Source organism: Pseudoalteromonas sp. ASV78, from assembly GCF_047806705.1.
GTDB lineage: Bacteria > Pseudomonadota > Gammaproteobacteria > Enterobacterales > Alteromonadaceae > Pseudoalteromonas > Pseudoalteromonas prydzensis_A.
This window is the reverse complement of sequence record NZ_JBLOPA010000001.1, coordinates 1,601,472-1,618,187: the sequence shown is the minus strand read 5'-3', so window position 1 is coordinate 1,618,187 and position 16,716 is coordinate 1,601,472. Positions and strand designations below refer to the sequence as shown.

The window sequence follows — 16,716 nt, the reverse complement described above, 5'->3', positions numbered from 1 at the left end:
TGCGCAATTAAAGGGTTTTTATGTCAAGTGTAGTGATTTACTGTCGTAGTGGGTTTGAAAATGATGCCGCTGCAGAAATAACATTTCATGCCGCAGAGCAGGGCTTTGCAGGCTATGTAAAAGCAAAACCTAATACCGGCTACGTTATCTATGAATGCTTTGCAGCGCAGCACAGCGATGAAATTATTAAAAAAGTCGATTTCAAAAATATGGTGTTTGCTCGTCAGTGGTTTGCTGGCACTTTACTTGAAAACATGCCAGTTGAAGATAGAGTTGGCGAAATCGTAACAGCAGCGGTCGATTTCCCACTTTGCTCAGAGCTACGGGTAGAAACACCTGATACCAACGAAGGCAAAGAGCTATTAACGTTCTGCAAAAAAATCTCTACTCCGCTTAAAAAAGCGTTAGAGAAACAAAACACTGTGCTACGTGAACCGAAAGCTAATCGCCCTGTTATGCACATCATGTTTTTAACCAACAACACCGCCTATGTTGGGCATTCATATAGCTATAATAACTCGCCATTTTTTATGGGCATATTACGACTAAGAATGCCAAGTGATGCACCGAGTCGCTCGACATTAAAATTGGATGAAGCGTTTAACGTATTTATTCCTGAAAAAGATCAAGAAAGCCGCGTACAAGCCGGTATGCGCAGTGTTGACTTAGGTGCCTGCCCAGGAGGCTGGACATATCAACTAGTGCGTCGCGGTATGTTTGTCAGTGCCATTGATAACGGCCCAATGAACGATGATTTAATGCAAACAGGCCAAGTTAAGCATTTTCGTGTTGATGGCTTTAAATACCGCCCAGAAAAAAGAAATATTACTTGGTTGGTGTGCGACATGGTGGAAAAACCAACCAAAGTAACCAGTCTTATGATTGATTGGGCGGTCAACGCCTACGCCAAAGAACTTATTTTTAATCTAAAGTTACCGATGAAAAAACGCTTCGACAGCGTGTATGAATGTTTAACGATGATCAAAGAAGAGCTTAATAAATACGGTATCAGCTATGAATTACAAGCTAAACATCTTTATCACGACAGGGAAGAAGTAACGGTGCATTTGAACGTCACTAAAGTGCCGCAAAGTCTATACAGTTAATCAGCTTGCAGCGCTTAGATCTAAAAAGCACAGCTCTGGCTGTGCTTTGTTGTTATGGGGTAAGTAAGCACCAACATAACGTTGCAAGTTACTACACACAACACGTAATATAGAGTTAATGGAGAATCAGTTACGTTGCGGCAGCAATACACTGCAAAATAAAAGGTAAAGATAGATGTATAAGAATCAAAAAGTAATTTTGCGATTGCGCGCTAATATACCCTCGTTTGAGTGTGTTGAAGGCTGCCATGATTGCTGTGGGCCAGTGACAACATCATCTGAAGAAATGTCTCGATTACCAGTAAAAACGGATGCCGAGCATGAAGCGGCATTAAATGAGTTTAATTGTGTACACTTAGGTCCTAAAGGCTGCACAGTATATGATGAGCGGCCGTTAATTTGCCGCTTATTTGGTACTACACCAAGAATGCCTTGCCCAAATGACCGCAAGCCAGAACAGCCTGTAGACATTAAAATAGAGCGCGAAGTACACCATTTTATTGCCAATACACGCCAAGTGCTAGTGTAAATAGTGGTGCAAATCGGGGACTTAATAATGGCTTATATTGTCGTCCCCTCTGAGCGTTTTATTCGCGGTAGTTAGGGCGGTATTGATCAACCCATAAACGCGTTGCACCGCACACAGCGACGGGCATAACAATTAAATTAACGATAGGAATGGCTGTAAGTAACAACACTGCTAAGCCGAATCCATACGACAGCGTTTGTTTTTGTTTTAAGTCTTCTTTCATTTCTTTAAAGCAAATTTTATGATTATCAAACGGATAATCTTTGTATTGCACTGCATACATCCAACAGGTAAACATCACCCATAACACTTGACCGATAACAGGTAATATCCACAGTAAGATAAAAAAGCCAATAGCACGTGGCAGGTAATAGCACAACTTAGTCCACTCACGACCAAGCATTCGTGGTACGTCTTTAACAATCTCCGCTAAGCCATCATCATTAACCGTTTGACCCGTTAAGTGCAGCTCAACTTTTTCGCTAAGTAAGCCATTAAAGGGCGCGGCAATGAAATTAGTGATCACCGAAAACAGCATACTGTAACTAAATAAAATCACTAATACTGCAATCGGCCACATTAGCCACTCCAGCCAACTCAACCAGGTTGGTAATAGCTCATTTAAATAAGCGAAGCCATCAGTAAGCCAGCCATATAAAAAGAATAATGAGCTACCAAAGAGCACGATATTGATTAATAAAGGAATAAATACAAATCGCTTCAAACCTTTTTGGGTAATTAATTTGAAGCCCGAAAAAAAATATTCCATACCCTGCGTAAATTGCACGTTAAAACCTCAGATCATATCAACATTGCTCACAGTATAAGTTGCTCAGCTTTTTTGAACAGTATTTTTGCGTAACAAAGTGTTTAAAATCCAGCGTGTAACAGCGAGGTGTGAATACATTATGGATTGCCATTGAGGCGCATAAAAGAAAGTGCAGTAAATAATTGTATCAATATTAACGCTGGGCTATGGTTTGTAGATTAATCTCAATAAATTGATACGAGAGCTGCAATCAGCTCGTCAGGATGCCCCAAATGACTATGAGTAAACGCTATTTTTTGTCGTTGTTATTGGTTCCACTTTTAAGTTACGCCAATACTGATCCTTTACAAAATAAAATGCGCGGTTTAGATGCCGCATTGTTTGATGCTTTTAATCATTGTGATAATCCAGCGCAATTGGCGAAGCATGCTAGTTATTTTGCCAAAGATGTCGAGTTTTACCATGATAATGGTGGGGTGACTTGGGATCGTGATTCCATGATAGCTAATACCAAGAATTTTGCATGTGGTAACTATACGCGGGAGTTGCTCAGCGGCACGTTTGAAGTGTTTACCATTAAAGATTTTGGGGTGATGACCAAAGGAACCCACACATTTTGTCAAGATGGCGGCAATAAATGTGAAGGTAAAGCCGATTTTGTGATGCTTTGGCATGACTTAGGCGACAAATTAGAAATTACCCGAGTATTGAGTTATGGGCACCGTAGCAATATGGATAATAAATAAGGGAGCTTGCGGTTAAACTTCGGCTTAGCTTTGTTGCTCTGTGGGTGATGCTGCCATTTAGGTATATACTAACCAGCCTTTTTATATGAGCGTCTGTGATGTCTAAGATTTTTATTATTGGCCTACCAAGAACCGGCACCACCAGTATCAGCGTTGCGTTGTTAGAGATGGGCTTGTTAGTTGCGCATACCGCGTTTACTAAAAAAGCCTTTGAAATGGCTGATGCTATATCTGACGCGCCGTGTTTTAGTGATTATAAGCAATTAGATTCGTTATTTCCCAATGCGAAGTTTATTTATTTAAATCGTGACCTTAGGGCGTGGTTGCCATCCATCACTATGCTGCTTGAAAAAATGGCGCCACATCTTGATCTTAAAACTGGGCACTTTAGCCCGGTTCTAAAGCGCAGCTTTCACCAAACCTTTCCCACTATTCATCCACTGAGTGAGCGCGAGTTGGCTGCTTGTTATACTAAACATCAGCAGGCGGTATTTAAGTATTTTAAAGGTCGTGATGACTTTTTATCGCTTGATGTGAGCGTGCAGGGCAGCCTGCTAAAGCTAAAACAATTTTTGGGAATGCCGACAGATGGCGATACTGACTTTGCGAAATTAAATGTTGGCCGCAATGTCGCCAACTGGCGTGAGTATAAACACCCCAATAAAGTGAATGCTAACTTGGCTGGCATAGAGCATCGCAAGTTCTTTGATTACTGTTGATTTTTGGCTAATTGAGGCGCTTCACTAGCTGCTGAACTGCGAATGTTGCCACTACTATAAAAACTGAGCTTACCGATTAATTCAGGCACCAGTTGCTCGCTATTATAATCATAAATTTTATTCATTTGTGTTACGTGAAATGCGCCTTCAATACGCGAAATATTTTTTAGTGCCCAAGCTTCAACTGAATCTGAGCGAGTAAACTGCTCGGGCATTTTTTCTTTATCATCAAGTAGTGTTTGCCATAATTCGTTTTGGATCTGTGCGGGGGTCCCTGTGAATTGTTCTAGCGCATCGTTTATCCAGCCCATGCCAATGTCGTTATTGGCGTTTAAGATATTGTTATACAATTCACGTCTATTCGAGTCCGAGCTAATATTATCTTGCTGTGCGACAAACTTACCGTTGTCCATTTGGTAATACTGTTTATTCGCTTGGTAATTGGTTTGCTGCGCAAGGTAGCTAAACAAGTTAGGCTCGCCGTCTTTGTCAACTTCATTGAGCATCGCTAATACATCATCGTTTTGATGGGTTTTAACTAAGCTCATCATGTCGATAATACCGCTGCTTTGCTCAAGTGTCGTTTCCGATAAGTGGCTATTTAACTGGATAAGTTGGCCTTCGCTAAGGGTTTTTTCCATTAATAAATTGGCATAATCGTTTGCTAATTCATATTTTGCCATGTTGGCCCTGTAGTTTGATTTAAACCAGCTGATGGTGTCTGGCATGCTGATCATTGCTAACGTTTCATTGCCATGCTCATTTTCACCGATTGGTGACACAGGCTTTTTATAATCATTCCCTTGCTGTAATAATTTATCCATTGTTGCAATTGTACTACTTAGGGCATCACTTGATAGCTTGCTTAACGATGAAATTAATTGCTCACTACTATTTTTGTTTTCCAGGCCAAACTGATGGCGAGAGGTTGTCACAGCAAATTGAGTGAATGCAGCCAGTTCTTCATCACTCATTTTTTGCACTAGCTCAAGCAATTCTGCTGTTGGTTTGAGGTGTTGAAACATGTTTTTCAACTCACCATCTAGGCGATCTACCTGATCTAAAAATGCGTTAATATCATCAGGGTTGGTAAATTCACCGTATTTGTAACTACGTTCAGCAAACGGTTTATTTATGTCTATTGGGCTTGAGCCGATGCCGTATTTTTTCATACCCAAAATGGGATTCAGATCTGGGCTGTAGATGAAATCAATATTGCGGCCACGAAAAGGGTCTGGTGCTAGTTGGCTAATGGGCTGTTCAATAGCGATGACATAATCAGTTATAGCTTCTGAGTCGTTCACTTTTACTGTTGCGCTCGAGGTGCTAGCTGATTTTTCAAGCGTATTATGAGTTATTAATTGTTGGGTTTGTGCAGTGTTTGGTAGTTTCATTGTTATTCCTTTAACGACACTTTAAATATCTATCGACAGTGGGCGGCAAAGCTTGAGGAAATAGCCTATTTATTTAAGGCAATTGCCAGTACTACAGCAGTTAGTTGAGCATTAAAATGTAGCAGTACGACAAAAGTTGTAACAGATATACCCAAACCCCTCAAGATACGAGTTTCAGTTGGAATTAAAAGCGATTTAGGCAAGGCATTGATTGCAAATAATAGTGGTTCTATTGTTAAAATCAATAACGCAGTATCAATCGCTTTTAAACCAACCCGTTGGGCGTTTCACAGGAACTTACTCTCTGCGTTATTACTTCTTAAAAGGGACTGCCATTCTTGCAAAGTAACGCCTTGATATTAAGCCCCTGTGAAACGCTGAATTCTGCATCTTGAGGAGGTTTGGGTATAAAAGCATAAATAAATGATAAATCTATTCTTCTGGGTTGTTCATTCGCTGCAATTCGGTATAGTTTGTTATCAAATTATAATTATAAATTAGAGCTTTTATGCAGTTAGTCGACTTAACCCCTGATGATCCGGATGTGATTACTGTTTTTTCGGATATCGATAGGCTTATAAATTCTCTGTATCCAGTCGCTACGGCTCAGTCGTTATCACTCAATGAACTTGGCCAGCCTAATGTATTTGCGATAGGCTTAAAAAATGACGATGGTATTGTCGCGTGTGGAGCGATTGTAAAACAGCTTGATACCGTTCCTTATGGTGAAATACGCCGCTTGTATGTAAAACCGAGTTATCGTGGCAAAGGGTTGTCTCGACGTATTATGCAAATTTTATTGCATCATGCCGGAGAGGAACAAATTCCATTGATCCGACTGGAAACGGGGCCAAAACAAAAAAAATCAATAAGTTTATATGAAAACTTAGGCTTTCAACCTTGCGGCCCGTTTGGTAACTACACAGAGAATCCGCAAAGTTTATTTATGGAGCTTGGGCTTAGCCAGTAAACCTGTTCAAGTTTTGCAAAGCAGCTGATTCGTATAACCTACGTTTAAGAGGTGTTATGGAAATCCAGAAACCACTTTCTTTAATTTTTAGCTGCTTTGTTTTTATCACTGCCTGCGACGCTGCCAAGAAAGGAAATTCTGAGCCCTTACCGGCTGAGCCTTGGTGGGCGTCATTAGAACCAGACGTTGTGATTGATAATGATAAATTTTATTTAAACGGATGTGACTTTGTGACGCGAGTTATCAATAATAATGGTGATAACACAGCCCACGTCATTTTACAGATCCCATTTCGATTGCTAACTCCCTGTCCTCAGCAACAAGAAAATAACAGCTCACTGCAATTTGATGGCACCTATTTAACCCTCACTATTTGCCGCACTACAATTAGCGCAGGCGGCTGCGCTAAAGAGCGCTACAGAACCCGCGATTTTGAAAATTGGCAGGCTCAATGGTGAAGAGTATCAAGCATGGCGAGTGTTAGGTTCAAGGTCATCAAAAGCGGATGAAATCAGCAAAGTGATTAAATCTAAACATTAATTAAACATCTGGCATTTGCTTCCCCGTAAATAGCTAAAGCCCTTTTGTGATTTATCGTAAGAACCTCGCAACGCCTTGTTTTAATGCAGCTAGGCTCTATCCATCGTGTTGCTTATCATCAACACTAAAACTCACTCGTTACGAGTAAAAATACTTGTTGGACTTGATAAGCTATTTTTCTTTTAATGCGCGCAACAGCCGCAAGGCATTCATTAAATAAAAGAGAAAGATAAATGAAAGAGACAACATCACTAGAACAAGCTCGTACGAGTTACAATGTTCGTCATTGGAGCCAAGGTTTTTTTGGTATTAATGATCAAGGTGATGTGTATGTTGCGCCAAAGGCTGATGCCCCAGAGCAAACCATTGCACTTATTGATATCGCTAAACAACTTGAAGAGAAAGGTTTAAGCCTGCCTGCTTTGGTGCGCTTTCCACAAATTTTGCATCACCGCGTGCACAGTTTATGTGCTGCGTTTAATACCGCAATTGAAAGCTATGGTTACCCTAAAGATTACTTGCTTGTTTACCCAATTAAAGTGAATCAACAACGTGAAGTAGTTGAAGAAATTGTGGCAAGCCAAGCGAACGTAGAAAAGAAACAACTCGGTTTAGAGGCGGGCAGTAAGCCAGAGCTATTAACTGTGTTGGCATTGGCTGAAAAAACCAGTGCAGTGATTGTGTGTAATGGCTACAAAGACAAAGAGTATGTGCGCTTAGCACTGATTGGTGAAAAGTTAGGCCATAAAGTGTACATAGTGCTGGAGAAACTGTCTGAGCTGGATATGGTGCTTAGCCAAGCCAAAGAGCTTAACGTAAAACCGCGTATTGGTATTCGCGTGCGTTTAGCGTCGCAGGGTAAGGGTAAATGGCAAGCCAGTGGCGGTGAAAAATCAAAATTTGGTTTATCGGCTTCACAAGTATTACATGTTGTGAACCGTTTAAAAGAAACTGATCAGCTTGATTTAGTGCAGTTAGTGCACTTTCATTTAGGTTCGCAAATGGCCAACATTCGCGATGTGCGTTTAGGTGTCAGCGAAGCGGCGCGTTTTTATTGTGAGCTACGCAAACTCGGCGCACAAATTGATTGCCTAGATGTAGGCGGTGGTTTAGCCGTTGATTATGATGGCACGCGCAGCCAATCTCATAACTCAATGAACTACAGCTTAGCTGAGTATGCAAATAATATTGTTTACACCATAGGTGATATTTGTAAGCAGTATGAGCAACCGTTCCCGACCATTATTTCTGAGTCTGGGCGTGCATTAACAGCGCATCATGCCGTACTTATCTCTAATGTAATTGGCACGGAAAGTTACGAGCCGGAAGAAATTCAAGCACCAGCAGATGACGCCCCATTATTGCTTAATAACATGTGGCTATCGTGGCAGCAATTACATGTACTGACCGATGACCGTGCATTAATTGAGATTTATCATGATAGCCAAGGTGACTTAGCCGAAGCACATAACCAGTTTGCGATGGGATTATTAGATTTAACTCAACGGGCATGGGCAGAGCAAATTAATTTACGTGTATGTTATGAGCTTAACAAACACATGGATAATAAAAACCGTTTTCATCGCCCAATCATCGATGAACTCAATGCGCGGTTAGCGGATAAGTTTTTTGTTAACTTCTCACTGTTTCAGTCATTGCCTGATGCGTGGGGAATTGACCAAGTGTTTCCGGTATTGCCATTAAGTGGCTTAACGGAAGCACCGCAACGACGTGCGGTATTATTAGATATTACTTGTGACTCGGATGGTGCGCTTGATCATTATGTTGATGGTCAAGGTATTGAAAGCACTTTACCGGTGCCAGCATTTAGTGCTGAGAAACCTTATTTAATGGGCTTTTTCTTAGTGGGGGCGTATCAAGAGATTTTAGGTGATATGCACAACCTATTCGGTGATACCCACAGTGCGATGATCAGCATGGATGAGCACGGCGAGGCGAGTATCGTAGAAATTAATCAAGGTGACACAGTGGCAGATATGATGCGCTATGTGCACTTAGATGTTGAAGGTTTTCAATCTTCATATGCACAGCTGGTGGCTGCAAAATTACCACCGGCTGAGCAACAAAGTGTGCTTGATGAATTACAAGCGGGTTTAGACGGTTATACTTATTTAGAAGAGCTTTAATATGACCACTTTGTTTGATCACCCCGATCACTCATTGTATTCCAATGGCATGACGTTTTTACGTCAGCCAATGGTACAAAATATCACGGATATCAATGGCGATGTTGTGGTGCTGGGTTTGCCATTTGATATGGCAACCTCGGGACGTCCAGGTGCACGGTTAGGCCCTGATGCTATTCGCCGTGCATCAGTGCATTTAGCATGGGAAGAAACAAAATACCCGTGGACGTTCAAATTATTTGAGCGTTTACAAGTAGTGGATGCTGGCGACTTTACTTACCCGGTCGGTGACGCTGAATATTTTACCGCTAAGCTTGAGCAAGCCGCGGGCAATATTTTAAGCCAAGGTAAAGCGATTTTAGGTTTAGGGGGCGACCACTTTGTAACCTTACCTTTACTACGTGCGCACGCTAAACGCTTTGGTAAAATGGCCTTGGTGCATTTTGATGCCCACACAGACACTTACAGTAATGGCTCACGCTATGACCATGGCACCATGTTTTATCATGCGCCGAAGGAAGGACTGATTGACGTTGATCACAGCATCCAAATTGGTATTCGTACTGATTTTGATCAAAGCAAACACGAGTTTGCAGTGATTGATGCAATGGCAGCCAATGATTTATCGGCGCAAACCATTGCTGAGCAAATTTTAGCCCGAGTAGGTGATTTGCCGGTATACGTAACCTTTGATATAGATTGCTTAGATCCGGCATTTGCTCCTGGTACTGGTACACCCGTATGCGGTGGCTTAACATCAGATAAAGTACTTAAGATATTACGTGCCCTCAAAGGTATTAATATGATTGGTATGGACGTGGTTGAAGTATCACCTTCGTATGATCAAAGTGAATTAACTGCGATTGCCGCAGCAACCATTGCCAGTGAACTACTGCATTTATGGGCATTAAAGCATAAATATTAATATGCATTAATGCAGACTAAAAAAGCGCCAATTAGGCGCTTTTTTTAATCCAGCAAATTATGGAAATTTCATATTATGCTTTTTTGCATAGAGCAAACAAACAGGTATCTCGATAATTAAGTAAGTTAGCAAGGTAAACCAAAACCAATTCAACTTAAATCCTAACCAGTTGAATTCAATGCTGGAGTTGTAATATAAGCTCGCAGCGATAAACAAAGTTACGGCCGTTGCAAACACATCTTGCATCGATACTCTTTTAAAGTCATTACCTGCAAAGCGTGGGTAAATAAAACCATACCCTAACGCAATCACGGTAGCGGCTAAGACGATTAACGTTAACTCCGGTGTCATTGGGGCTGATATTGCCTTGCATGTGTAATTCGCTCTTGAGAGCTTGGGTGTGTTGATAAGTATTTTAACCAACTATCATCAAGTTTAGCCTTTTCAGCTAAGCTTGTTTGCAGTGCTTCAATCGCATCGGCAAAATCATGATTAGAGTAACCCAACTCAATTAATTTTTCGATGGCATACTGATCTGCTTCGCGTTCCATATCTCGTGAAAATGCTTGCTGTAAAAACGACGAGCCAGAGCCAAGTACCACTTCTGTAATACCCTCTAAGTCACCAAAAATAACAGCGAGAACGATGCTGCTGGCTGCTGCTTGGGCAGTTAGGCGAATGCCATGATGATACTCAACATGACCAATTTCATGCAATAAAATTGCCCGCAGCGCGTCCGGCTTATCATTAAGTAAAGTAACCAGTTCATCAGTAACAACAACGCGGCCATGTGGCAGTGCAAACGCATTAGCCGACAGGTAGTCCGATTGATAAAATGACAGTCTAAATTTAGTTGTATCTAAATTCAGCTTATTGAGTATGGTTTGCCATTGTAATTGCAGTGCCGCTTGTTTGTCTTCACTGAGCATTGATGGCTCTAAAGCAACTTTCTCAATCACAGTGAGAGCTTGTTCACCCATATTTTCAACGGTGTTAGGTGAGGCCAAGCTTACGCTATACACCGCGATGGCAGGGATGCCTCGGTATAAAATAAACCAAAGTAGCAATGGTGTTAGGATAATTGACAGTAAAATAAGCGCTTTATTCTTCTCTAAGCGTTCAGTAAGGCCTTGTTTATCAGCCGCAAACGGCCAACGAAAATGGATATCTTGAGGTACAAAGCGACCACCTTCACAAAAGCTGATTGCGGATGCAATGCCCGGCAGCGGGCTCTCTAATTGGCAGTTAACTAGTGCGGAACACAGTAAAAGCTGTTGTTGAGCATCGATAAGCTGCACATGTTCGTCAGTGACAATGGCGCTGCATTGTTGATGCTGGCTGCTATTAGGGTAGTAATAGCAGCCTATGATGGCAGAATTACTCATCAAGTAAGCGAAATATCAATATCGAACACATTTGCCGCTTCTTCAGCGAATGATGACTGTTGCTGTTGTGCTGTATCAATAATTGCAAGGGCACCAGTATAAACGGTTACCTCTGTTGCTTTAGCGAGTAGGCGAGCTTTACGTATTTTTGCCCACGGGTAAGCCATCCCCAAACTAAAGATGATAGCCAGCGCATTGGTAAATAAAAGTATGCCGTAGTCAACTGCCTTTAAATCAGATTTAAAGCTAGCAACATCGTCAAATTCACTGCTGTTAAAAATATGATTGCGAATAATTGATTGATAAACCGCACTAATCAATGTCAGAAATGCAATATAGAAGGCTATGATTAACACGGGAAATAAAATTGTCGAGACATTTAAGTTATCTGAGTCAATATTACCTAAACCCATCGCAACACCACTAATACCTACAAATATACCAAAAATGACCAAACCTGCGATTGCAACTCCAATTGTAATGAGTGCAGCCATATAATAGGTTTCCCCTTTGAGGTTCACATTGATGGCTTTATTACCGTAGCTGATGTTTTCATGTAAATACTGATCCATACGTTTTAACGCGTAAGGCAGTAATAAGTACAATGTGAACACACTGGCGATAGGCAATAGTACAAAGTTAATTAATGCATCGCCGTAGTTGCCAGCAAACGCAAAGCGTACGTTACGATGGCGGGTCATACGCATATTAAAACGCAGGCCTTGATTGATGATCCAAGGCATAGCAAATAAAAAGCCTAGTGCGAATAACAGCCCAATTAATGGTAATAGCTGTACTACAAGGCTGTAAATTACAAACACCACCACCGCTAAAATACGCCCTTTGAGGATCTGTATCGGGGTTGCTAAATAATCAAAGCTGTGGCCGTCGATACGGGTGTTGCTATAAAAATAGCGATAGGTACGTACTTTTGCCCATGCTGAATAAATGCCGAGGGTTAAAATACTGAGCAGAATATTGACTATCCAAATGCCAAAGAATTCGCCAGCTTGACCGCCAAATTGTACTCTGCCTTGAAAAATAGTTGAGTTAGTTGCTGTTGTGGGTGATTCAGTTGAATGTATGGTGGGTTCCATGTTATTTCCAGTTCCTTTTATGAAGTAGCAAAAGTTACTAAAAAAACACCTTTTAATCAATCATAATCAACAGTAACAACTGATTTAACGCGCTAAAGATTGAGTTTTCAATTTTAGAACTTCCTGTTATATCTGTTATACTCACGGCGTCATTTTATGAGGCTGTTATGATTTCAAAAAACCAACTCAAGTTAATTCGCGCATTAGGTCAAAAAAAGTACCGAAAGCAACATAATCAATACCTTGTGCAAGGTGAAAAAAACGTACTTGAGTTATTGGCAAGTGGCTTAGCGATAGTTGATGTATTTGCGACAGCTGCTTTTATAGCGCAGTTTCAAGCACAATTTACCCATGTCACTATGGTAGAAGCGGACGAAGACAGCCTAACTAAAGCCAGTACCTTAGTGTCAAACAATGCGGCAATTGCGGTTGTTGCTATGCCAACAGTTGCCTTACCAAACCCAGAAGGGTTAATGTTAGCGCTGGATGGGGTATCCGACCCTGGTAATTTAGGGACTATTATTCGTGTTGCAGATTGGTATGGTATCAAACACATTGTGACAAGCTTAGACAGTGCTGATCCATATAATCCAAAAACCATCAGTGCCACAATGGGCTCGTTTGTGCGTGTTGCAGTCAGCCAAGTTGATTTACCTGCTTATTTAAATGATCTTGATTTACCCATATATGGCGCGTTTTTAGCAGGCGAAAACTTGCATCAAGCAACATTAGCGCAATCTGGCGTATTACTGATGGGCAGTGAATCTCATGGTATTCGTGCTGAATGTGCAGCGTTGGTTACAAATAAAATCACCATCCCGGCATTTGGCGCAGCAGAATCACTCAATGTTGCTATGGCAACGGGAATTATTTTAGATAATTTTAAACGCCAAGCTTAACCTTTTGCGCCAAACTGGGTTAAATTAACATCAAGCAGATAACAATAATAATCGGTAAACCAATTAGATGCGTTTAAGCACCATAAAATTAGCGGGCTTTAAATCCTTTGTAGAGCCCACTAAAATTCCATTCCCCGATCAAATGACCTGTGTTGTTGGCCCGAACGGCTGCGGCAAGTCTAATGTCATTGATGCGGTGCGCTGGGTGCTTGGTGAAAGTTCGGCAAAAAACCTGCGTGGCGATGCCATGACCGATGTTATTTTTAATGGCTCAACCAATCGTAAACCGATATCGCAAGCCTCTGTTGAACTGATTTTTGATAACACCCAAGGGCATTTACCGAATACCTTTGCCGATCGCAATCAAGTGGCTATTAAGCGTTTAGTGACGCGTGATGGGCAATCGTTGTATTTTCTCAATGGCAGTAAGTGTCGTAAGCGCGATATCACCGATATATTTTTAGGCACCGGCCTTGGTCCGCGCAGTTATGCGATTATCGAGCAAGGCATGATCTCACGCTTGATTGAAAGCAAACCTGCTGATCTACGCGTGTTTTTAGAAGAAGCCGCGGGTGTTTCAAAGTACAAAGAGCGCCGCCGTGAAACGCAAACCCGGATCAAAAGTACCCGCGAAAACCTTGAGCGCCTACTCGATGTTCGCCAAGAGCTGCAAGCACAAGTTGATAAACTGGCAGTACAGTCAGTTGAAGCAAAAAAATACCGCGAACTTAAAGCGCAAGAACGCACCCTCAAAGGCCAGTTAGCGGTACTGAAATGGCAAAAATTACATCAGCAGCAAGTGACTAAAGCCGACAAAATGGCCCAGTTAAATGAGCAAATTAGCTTTTTTAAAACCGCCCATTCAGGTCATGACGATGTACTAGCAAGCCTTGAAAACCAAGTACAACACCAGCTTGAAAAACTCAATGATGCGCAGCAAGCTCAACACAAAACGCACACCGAACTTACCCGTGCTGAGCAACAACAAATTAGTTTAAAGCAGCAACAGCAAGCGTTTAATCATAATTTGCTTAAACAGCAGCAGTTGCAACTGCAAAATCAGCAGCTACAACAGCAGCAGAAAGATCACACTGATGAGCAGCAAAATGCCTTACAAGAAGCGATTCAACATACTTTAATATGCACAGAGCAAGTTACTGAAATGGCAGAAACAGTTGCTCAGCTACACACTGAAAAAGAGCAAAATGGTGCTGATTGGCAAGCTATTAATGAGCAGTTTCAAACTATTAATGCGCAATATAGCCAGCAACAGAATATCGCTGAGCAATATACGCAAAATTTACAGTACATTGAAAATCAGCAAACTGCATTGCTAAGTGAATCGGCGGAACTTGCCGATAACCCAATTGCTGAACAGTTAACCCAGCAACAACAATTAATGCAGTCGTTAACCCAAGAGCTTGCGGCAAAACAAAGCGCATTAAATAAAGTTCAGAGCAATGTGCAGCAAGCGCAAACAGTTTTACGTAGTAGCCAAGATACTCAGCAAACACTCACTCAGCAACACAACGAAAATAAAGCTAAAATAGCGGGTTTGAATGTAATGCTCGGGGATACTAAAGAGCAAACTGATGGCAATCTGTTAGCACAATTAGTGGTGCGTAACGGCTATGAACATTTAGTAGAGCAGGCGTTACAAGGGCTTGAACAATTGAATGTAACCGCAGTGGCAACCCCTAACGGAATATGGCCAACAGTTGAGACTGCACCTGAAGGTTCATTGGCGACATTTATAGAGCAAGGAGTTTACCCTGATTTATTGCATCGAATTAAGTATAAAGATGATTTTAATCATAATGATTTAGTGGATCAGTATTGGCTTGCAGTGATAGATAGCGAGGGTAATATTCATGGCCGCAATTGGCAGCAACACGCCAGTAAAAGTGCAGATAATTCCTTGCTTGTTAAACATAAACAGTTATTAGAGGCTACGCAGTTAACAGCACAGCTCAGTGTCGAACTAGCTATACAAAGCAATAAGCTTACGACGCAACAGCAAGTATGCGAACAACTGCATGTCCAACGCGAAGAATTAAAAGCAGCGGTACATCAGCTTGCGCAACAAGTGGCTTCGGGCAGTACTCGTCGCGATATGCTTAAAGAGCAGTTGCAGCAATTTCAAAATCAGCAGCACAAGTTACAAACCAAGCTCGCGCAATTAGATGTTGAATACACCAGTATTGAAAATAAATTAACTGCACAACAGCAGTATATAGCTCAGCTGGCAAAACAGCGTGATGAAATAACTGACAGACTAAATGCTGCGCAATTGCAGCAACAGCAAAGTGATGAGCAATTTAAGCACGCTAATGCTCAGTTAGAGCAATATAAAACACGTGCTCATCAAGCAACGCTTAACGAGCAAAAAGCGCGCAGTGAATGCCAACTCAGCGATACTAAGTTACAGCATGCAATTACGGCCAGTGAGTCAGCTCGTGAAGCTGTAATGGAATTAACAGCCCAAATTGAAGAGCTGGTTATGCCATTAGAAGAGGTGGCAGAGCAAATCTTGCGCCTATTGGAGCAAAACCAGCAAAGTGACATTGAGCTTAAAAATTTGCAAACTGCATTAAGTGAAGCTAAAACAGCACTTACGGATAAACAAACAACGCTTAAAGCTTCGCAAGCAGAAATGACACAACTGCAAGAGCAATTACAGCAACATGCTCTTGAAGAACAAAGTTTATTAGTAAAAGCACAAGCAGCTCTTGAGCCACTTGATGAATTGCAGCAAAACTTAAAACAAGTGTTGGCGCAGCTCCCTGAAAATGCCAACATAAATACGCATCAAGGACAGCTCAACAAAGTTGCGCAAAGTCTCGGTGAGTTGGGCGCTGTGAATTTAGCCGCGATTGATGAATTTGAACAAGCACAACAGCGTAGCCAGTACTTAGACGCTCAAGTGGAAGATTTAACTAAAGCGTTAACAACGCTTGAAGGTGCAATTGGTAAAATTGATCGCGAAACAAAAACTCGCTTTAAAGCAACATTTGATCAAGTTAATCGTGATTTTGCTCAGTTGTTCCCCAAAGTATTTGGCGGCGGCAGCGCATATCTTGAATTAACCAGTGATGACTTATTGGAAAGTGGTGTTAGTATAATGGCACGCCCGCCGGGCAAGAAAAATTCAACAATTCACCTGTTAAGTGGTGGAGAAAAAGCGCTGACCGCATTATCATTAGTGTTTTCAATATTCAGGCTCAATCCAGCTCCTTTCTGTATGCTGGACGAGGTAGATGCACCACTTGATGATGCGAATGTTGGACGGTTTTGTCGATTAGTTGAAGAAATGTCACAATCGGTGCAATTTATTTATATCAGTCATAATAAAATTGCCATGGAAATGGCTGGCAGATTGACCGGTGTAACAATGGCTGAACCAGGCGTTTCGCGTGTGGTCGCTGTCGATATTGAACAAGCGGTGCAAATGGCACACGCATAAATATTAATATTTGAGTAAATAGATAAT

Annotated in this window: 15 protein-coding genes; 10 read left to right on the top strand and 5 right to left on the bottom strand. The window is 41.5% G+C overall.

What is annotated here, in order from left to right; translation table 11 throughout:
* Positions 1–20 precede the first annotated feature (20 nt).
* Together rlmM and ACMVDV_RS07440 are read left to right on the top strand one after the other, a co-directional pair.
* Complete coding sequence (gene rlmM / locus ACMVDV_RS07445; RefSeq protein WP_304184989.1) at positions 21–1,106, top strand: 23S rRNA (cytidine(2498)-2'-O)-methyltransferase RlmM; 1,086 nt, start codon at positions 21–23, stop codon at positions 1,104–1,106.
* A 175-nt stretch (positions 1,107–1,281) separates the two neighbouring features.
* Entirely contained in the window at positions 1,282–1,635 is a 354-nt protein-coding gene (locus tag ACMVDV_RS07440; protein WP_304184991.1) for a YkgJ family cysteine cluster protein, read from the top strand.
* A gap of 58 nt (positions 1,636–1,693) precedes the next feature.
* On the opposite strand, the gene cysZ is transcribed toward ACMVDV_RS07440, so the two are convergent.
* Positions 1,694–2,404, bottom strand: coding sequence for a sulfate transporter CysZ (gene cysZ, locus ACMVDV_RS07435; protein WP_414704871.1), 711 nt, complete (start codon positions 2,402–2,404; stop codon positions 1,694–1,696).
* Between the two features lie 272 nt (positions 2,405–2,676).
* Between cysZ and ACMVDV_RS07430 the strand changes: the two genes are divergently transcribed.
* Both ACMVDV_RS07430 and ACMVDV_RS07425 read left to right on the top strand, forming a co-directional pair.
* Positions 2,677–3,150 carry a nuclear transport factor 2 family protein gene (locus ACMVDV_RS07430; RefSeq protein WP_304184993.1) on the top strand — a complete coding sequence of 158 codons (474 nt, stop codon included), beginning with the start codon at positions 2,677–2,679 and terminating at the stop codon, positions 3,148–3,150.
* A 98-nt stretch (positions 3,151–3,248) separates the two neighbouring features.
* On the top strand, positions 3,249–3,869 hold the full coding sequence (locus ACMVDV_RS07425) for a sulfotransferase (protein WP_416157708.1): 621 nt from the start codon (positions 3,249–3,251) through the stop codon (positions 3,867–3,869).
* Here the strand turns inward: ACMVDV_RS07425 and ACMVDV_RS07420 are convergent.
* The gene (locus ACMVDV_RS07420; protein ID WP_416157707.1) at positions 3,860–5,263 is read right to left on the bottom strand and encodes a hypothetical protein; all 1,404 of its coding nucleotides are present in this window, start codon (positions 5,261–5,263) and stop codon (positions 3,860–3,862) included. The two genes, ACMVDV_RS07425 and ACMVDV_RS07420, sit on opposite strands and share 10 nt — an antisense overlap.
* A 508-nt stretch (positions 5,264–5,771) precedes the next feature.
* Between ACMVDV_RS07420 and ACMVDV_RS07415 the strand changes: the two genes are divergently transcribed.
* From ACMVDV_RS07415 to speB, 4 genes are all read left to right on the top strand, one after another.
* Complete coding sequence (locus ACMVDV_RS07415; RefSeq protein ID WP_416157706.1) at positions 5,772–6,233, top strand: GNAT family N-acetyltransferase; 462 nt, start codon at positions 5,772–5,774, stop codon at positions 6,231–6,233.
* Between the two features lie 56 nt (positions 6,234–6,289).
* Positions 6,290–6,691 carry a hypothetical protein gene (locus ACMVDV_RS07410; RefSeq protein ID WP_416157705.1) on the top strand — a complete coding sequence of 134 codons (402 nt, stop codon included), beginning with the start codon at positions 6,290–6,292 and terminating at the stop codon, positions 6,689–6,691.
* Positions 6,692–7,006: 315 nt separating this feature from the next.
* A complete protein-coding gene (gene speA, locus ACMVDV_RS07405) occupies positions 7,007–8,920 on the top strand; it encodes a biosynthetic arginine decarboxylase (RefSeq protein ID WP_416157704.1) in 1,914 nt (637 codons plus the stop codon).
* Position 8,921: 1 nt separating this feature from the next.
* The gene (gene speB / locus ACMVDV_RS07400; RefSeq protein ID WP_416157703.1) at positions 8,922–9,845 is read left to right on the top strand and encodes an agmatinase; all 924 of its coding nucleotides are present in this window, start codon (positions 8,922–8,924) and stop codon (positions 9,843–9,845) included.
* A gap of 57 nt (positions 9,846–9,902) precedes the next feature.
* Here the strand turns inward: speB and ACMVDV_RS07395 are convergent, their stop codons facing one another.
* From ACMVDV_RS07395 to ACMVDV_RS07385, 3 genes are read right to left on the bottom strand one after another with little or no spacing between them, the layout of a single operon-like run.
* Entirely contained in the window at positions 9,903–10,196 is a 294-nt protein-coding gene (locus ACMVDV_RS07395) for a hypothetical protein (RefSeq protein WP_304182094.1), read from the bottom strand.
* Positions 10,193–11,230 carry a M48 family metallopeptidase gene (locus ACMVDV_RS07390; RefSeq protein WP_416157702.1) on the bottom strand — a complete coding sequence of 346 codons (1,038 nt, stop codon included), beginning with the start codon at positions 11,228–11,230 and terminating at the stop codon, positions 10,193–10,195. Before ACMVDV_RS07390 ends, ACMVDV_RS07395 begins: the two co-directional genes overlap by 4 nt.
* On the bottom strand, positions 11,230–12,327 hold the full coding sequence (locus ACMVDV_RS07385; RefSeq protein ID WP_416157701.1) for a YjgN family protein: 1,098 nt from the start codon (positions 12,325–12,327) through the stop codon (positions 11,230–11,232). Before ACMVDV_RS07385 ends, ACMVDV_RS07390 begins: the two co-directional genes overlap by 1 nt.
* 167 nt (positions 12,328–12,494) lie before the next feature.
* Here ACMVDV_RS07385 and ACMVDV_RS07380 point away from each other — a divergent pair, with 167 nt between their 5' ends.
* Together ACMVDV_RS07380 and ACMVDV_RS07375 are read left to right on the top strand one after the other, a co-directional pair.
* Positions 12,495–13,226, top strand: a complete 732-nt coding sequence (locus tag ACMVDV_RS07380) for an RNA methyltransferase (RefSeq protein ID WP_416157700.1) — start codon at positions 12,495–12,497, stop codon at positions 13,224–13,226.
* 67 nt (positions 13,227–13,293) lie between these two features.
* Entirely contained in the window at positions 13,294–16,689 is a 3,396-nt protein-coding gene (locus tag ACMVDV_RS07375) for a chromosome segregation SMC family protein (RefSeq protein WP_416157699.1), read from the top strand.
* The last annotated feature ends 27 nt before the right edge of the window (positions 16,690–16,716 follow it).

What these genes read in the sequence shown, in the direction of transcription:
- rlmM (WP_304184989.1), top strand. Translation starts at nt 21, where the DNA reads ATGTCAAGTGTAGTGATTTACTGTCGTAGTGGGTTTGAAAATGATGCC.
- ACMVDV_RS07440 (WP_304184991.1), top strand. Translation starts at nt 1,282, where the DNA reads ATGTATAAGAATCAAAAAGTAATTTTGCGATTGCGCGCTAATATACCC.
- cysZ (WP_414704871.1), bottom strand. Translation starts at nt 2,404, where the DNA reads ATGGAATATTTTTTTTCGGGCTTCAAATTAATTACCCAAAAAGGTTTG.
- ACMVDV_RS07430 (WP_304184993.1), top strand. Translation starts at nt 2,677, where the DNA reads ATGACTATGAGTAAACGCTATTTTTTGTCGTTGTTATTGGTTCCACTT.
- ACMVDV_RS07425 (WP_416157708.1), top strand. Translation starts at nt 3,249, where the DNA reads ATGTCTAAGATTTTTATTATTGGCCTACCAAGAACCGGCACCACCAGT.
- ACMVDV_RS07420 (WP_416157707.1), bottom strand. Translation starts at nt 5,263, where the DNA reads ATGAAACTACCAAACACTGCACAAACCCAACAATTAATAACTCATAAT.
- ACMVDV_RS07415 (WP_416157706.1), top strand. Translation starts at nt 5,772, where the DNA reads ATGCAGTTAGTCGACTTAACCCCTGATGATCCGGATGTGATTACTGTT.
- ACMVDV_RS07410 (WP_416157705.1), top strand. Translation starts at nt 6,290, where the DNA reads ATGGAAATCCAGAAACCACTTTCTTTAATTTTTAGCTGCTTTGTTTTT.
- speA (WP_416157704.1), top strand. Translation starts at nt 7,007, where the DNA reads ATGAAAGAGACAACATCACTAGAACAAGCTCGTACGAGTTACAATGTT.
- speB (WP_416157703.1), top strand. Translation starts at nt 8,922, where the DNA reads ATGACCACTTTGTTTGATCACCCCGATCACTCATTGTATTCCAATGGC.
- ACMVDV_RS07395 (WP_304182094.1), bottom strand. Translation starts at nt 10,196, where the DNA reads ATGACACCGGAGTTAACGTTAATCGTCTTAGCCGCTACCGTGATTGCG.
- ACMVDV_RS07390 (WP_416157702.1), bottom strand. Translation starts at nt 11,230, where the DNA reads ATGAGTAATTCTGCCATCATAGGCTGCTATTACTACCCTAATAGCAGC.
- ACMVDV_RS07385 (WP_416157701.1), bottom strand. Translation starts at nt 12,327, where the DNA reads ATGGAACCCACCATACATTCAACTGAATCACCCACAACAGCAACTAAC.
- ACMVDV_RS07380 (WP_416157700.1), top strand. Translation starts at nt 12,495, where the DNA reads ATGATTTCAAAAAACCAACTCAAGTTAATTCGCGCATTAGGTCAAAAA.
- ACMVDV_RS07375 (WP_416157699.1), top strand. Translation starts at nt 13,294, where the DNA reads ATGCGTTTAAGCACCATAAAATTAGCGGGCTTTAAATCCTTTGTAGAG.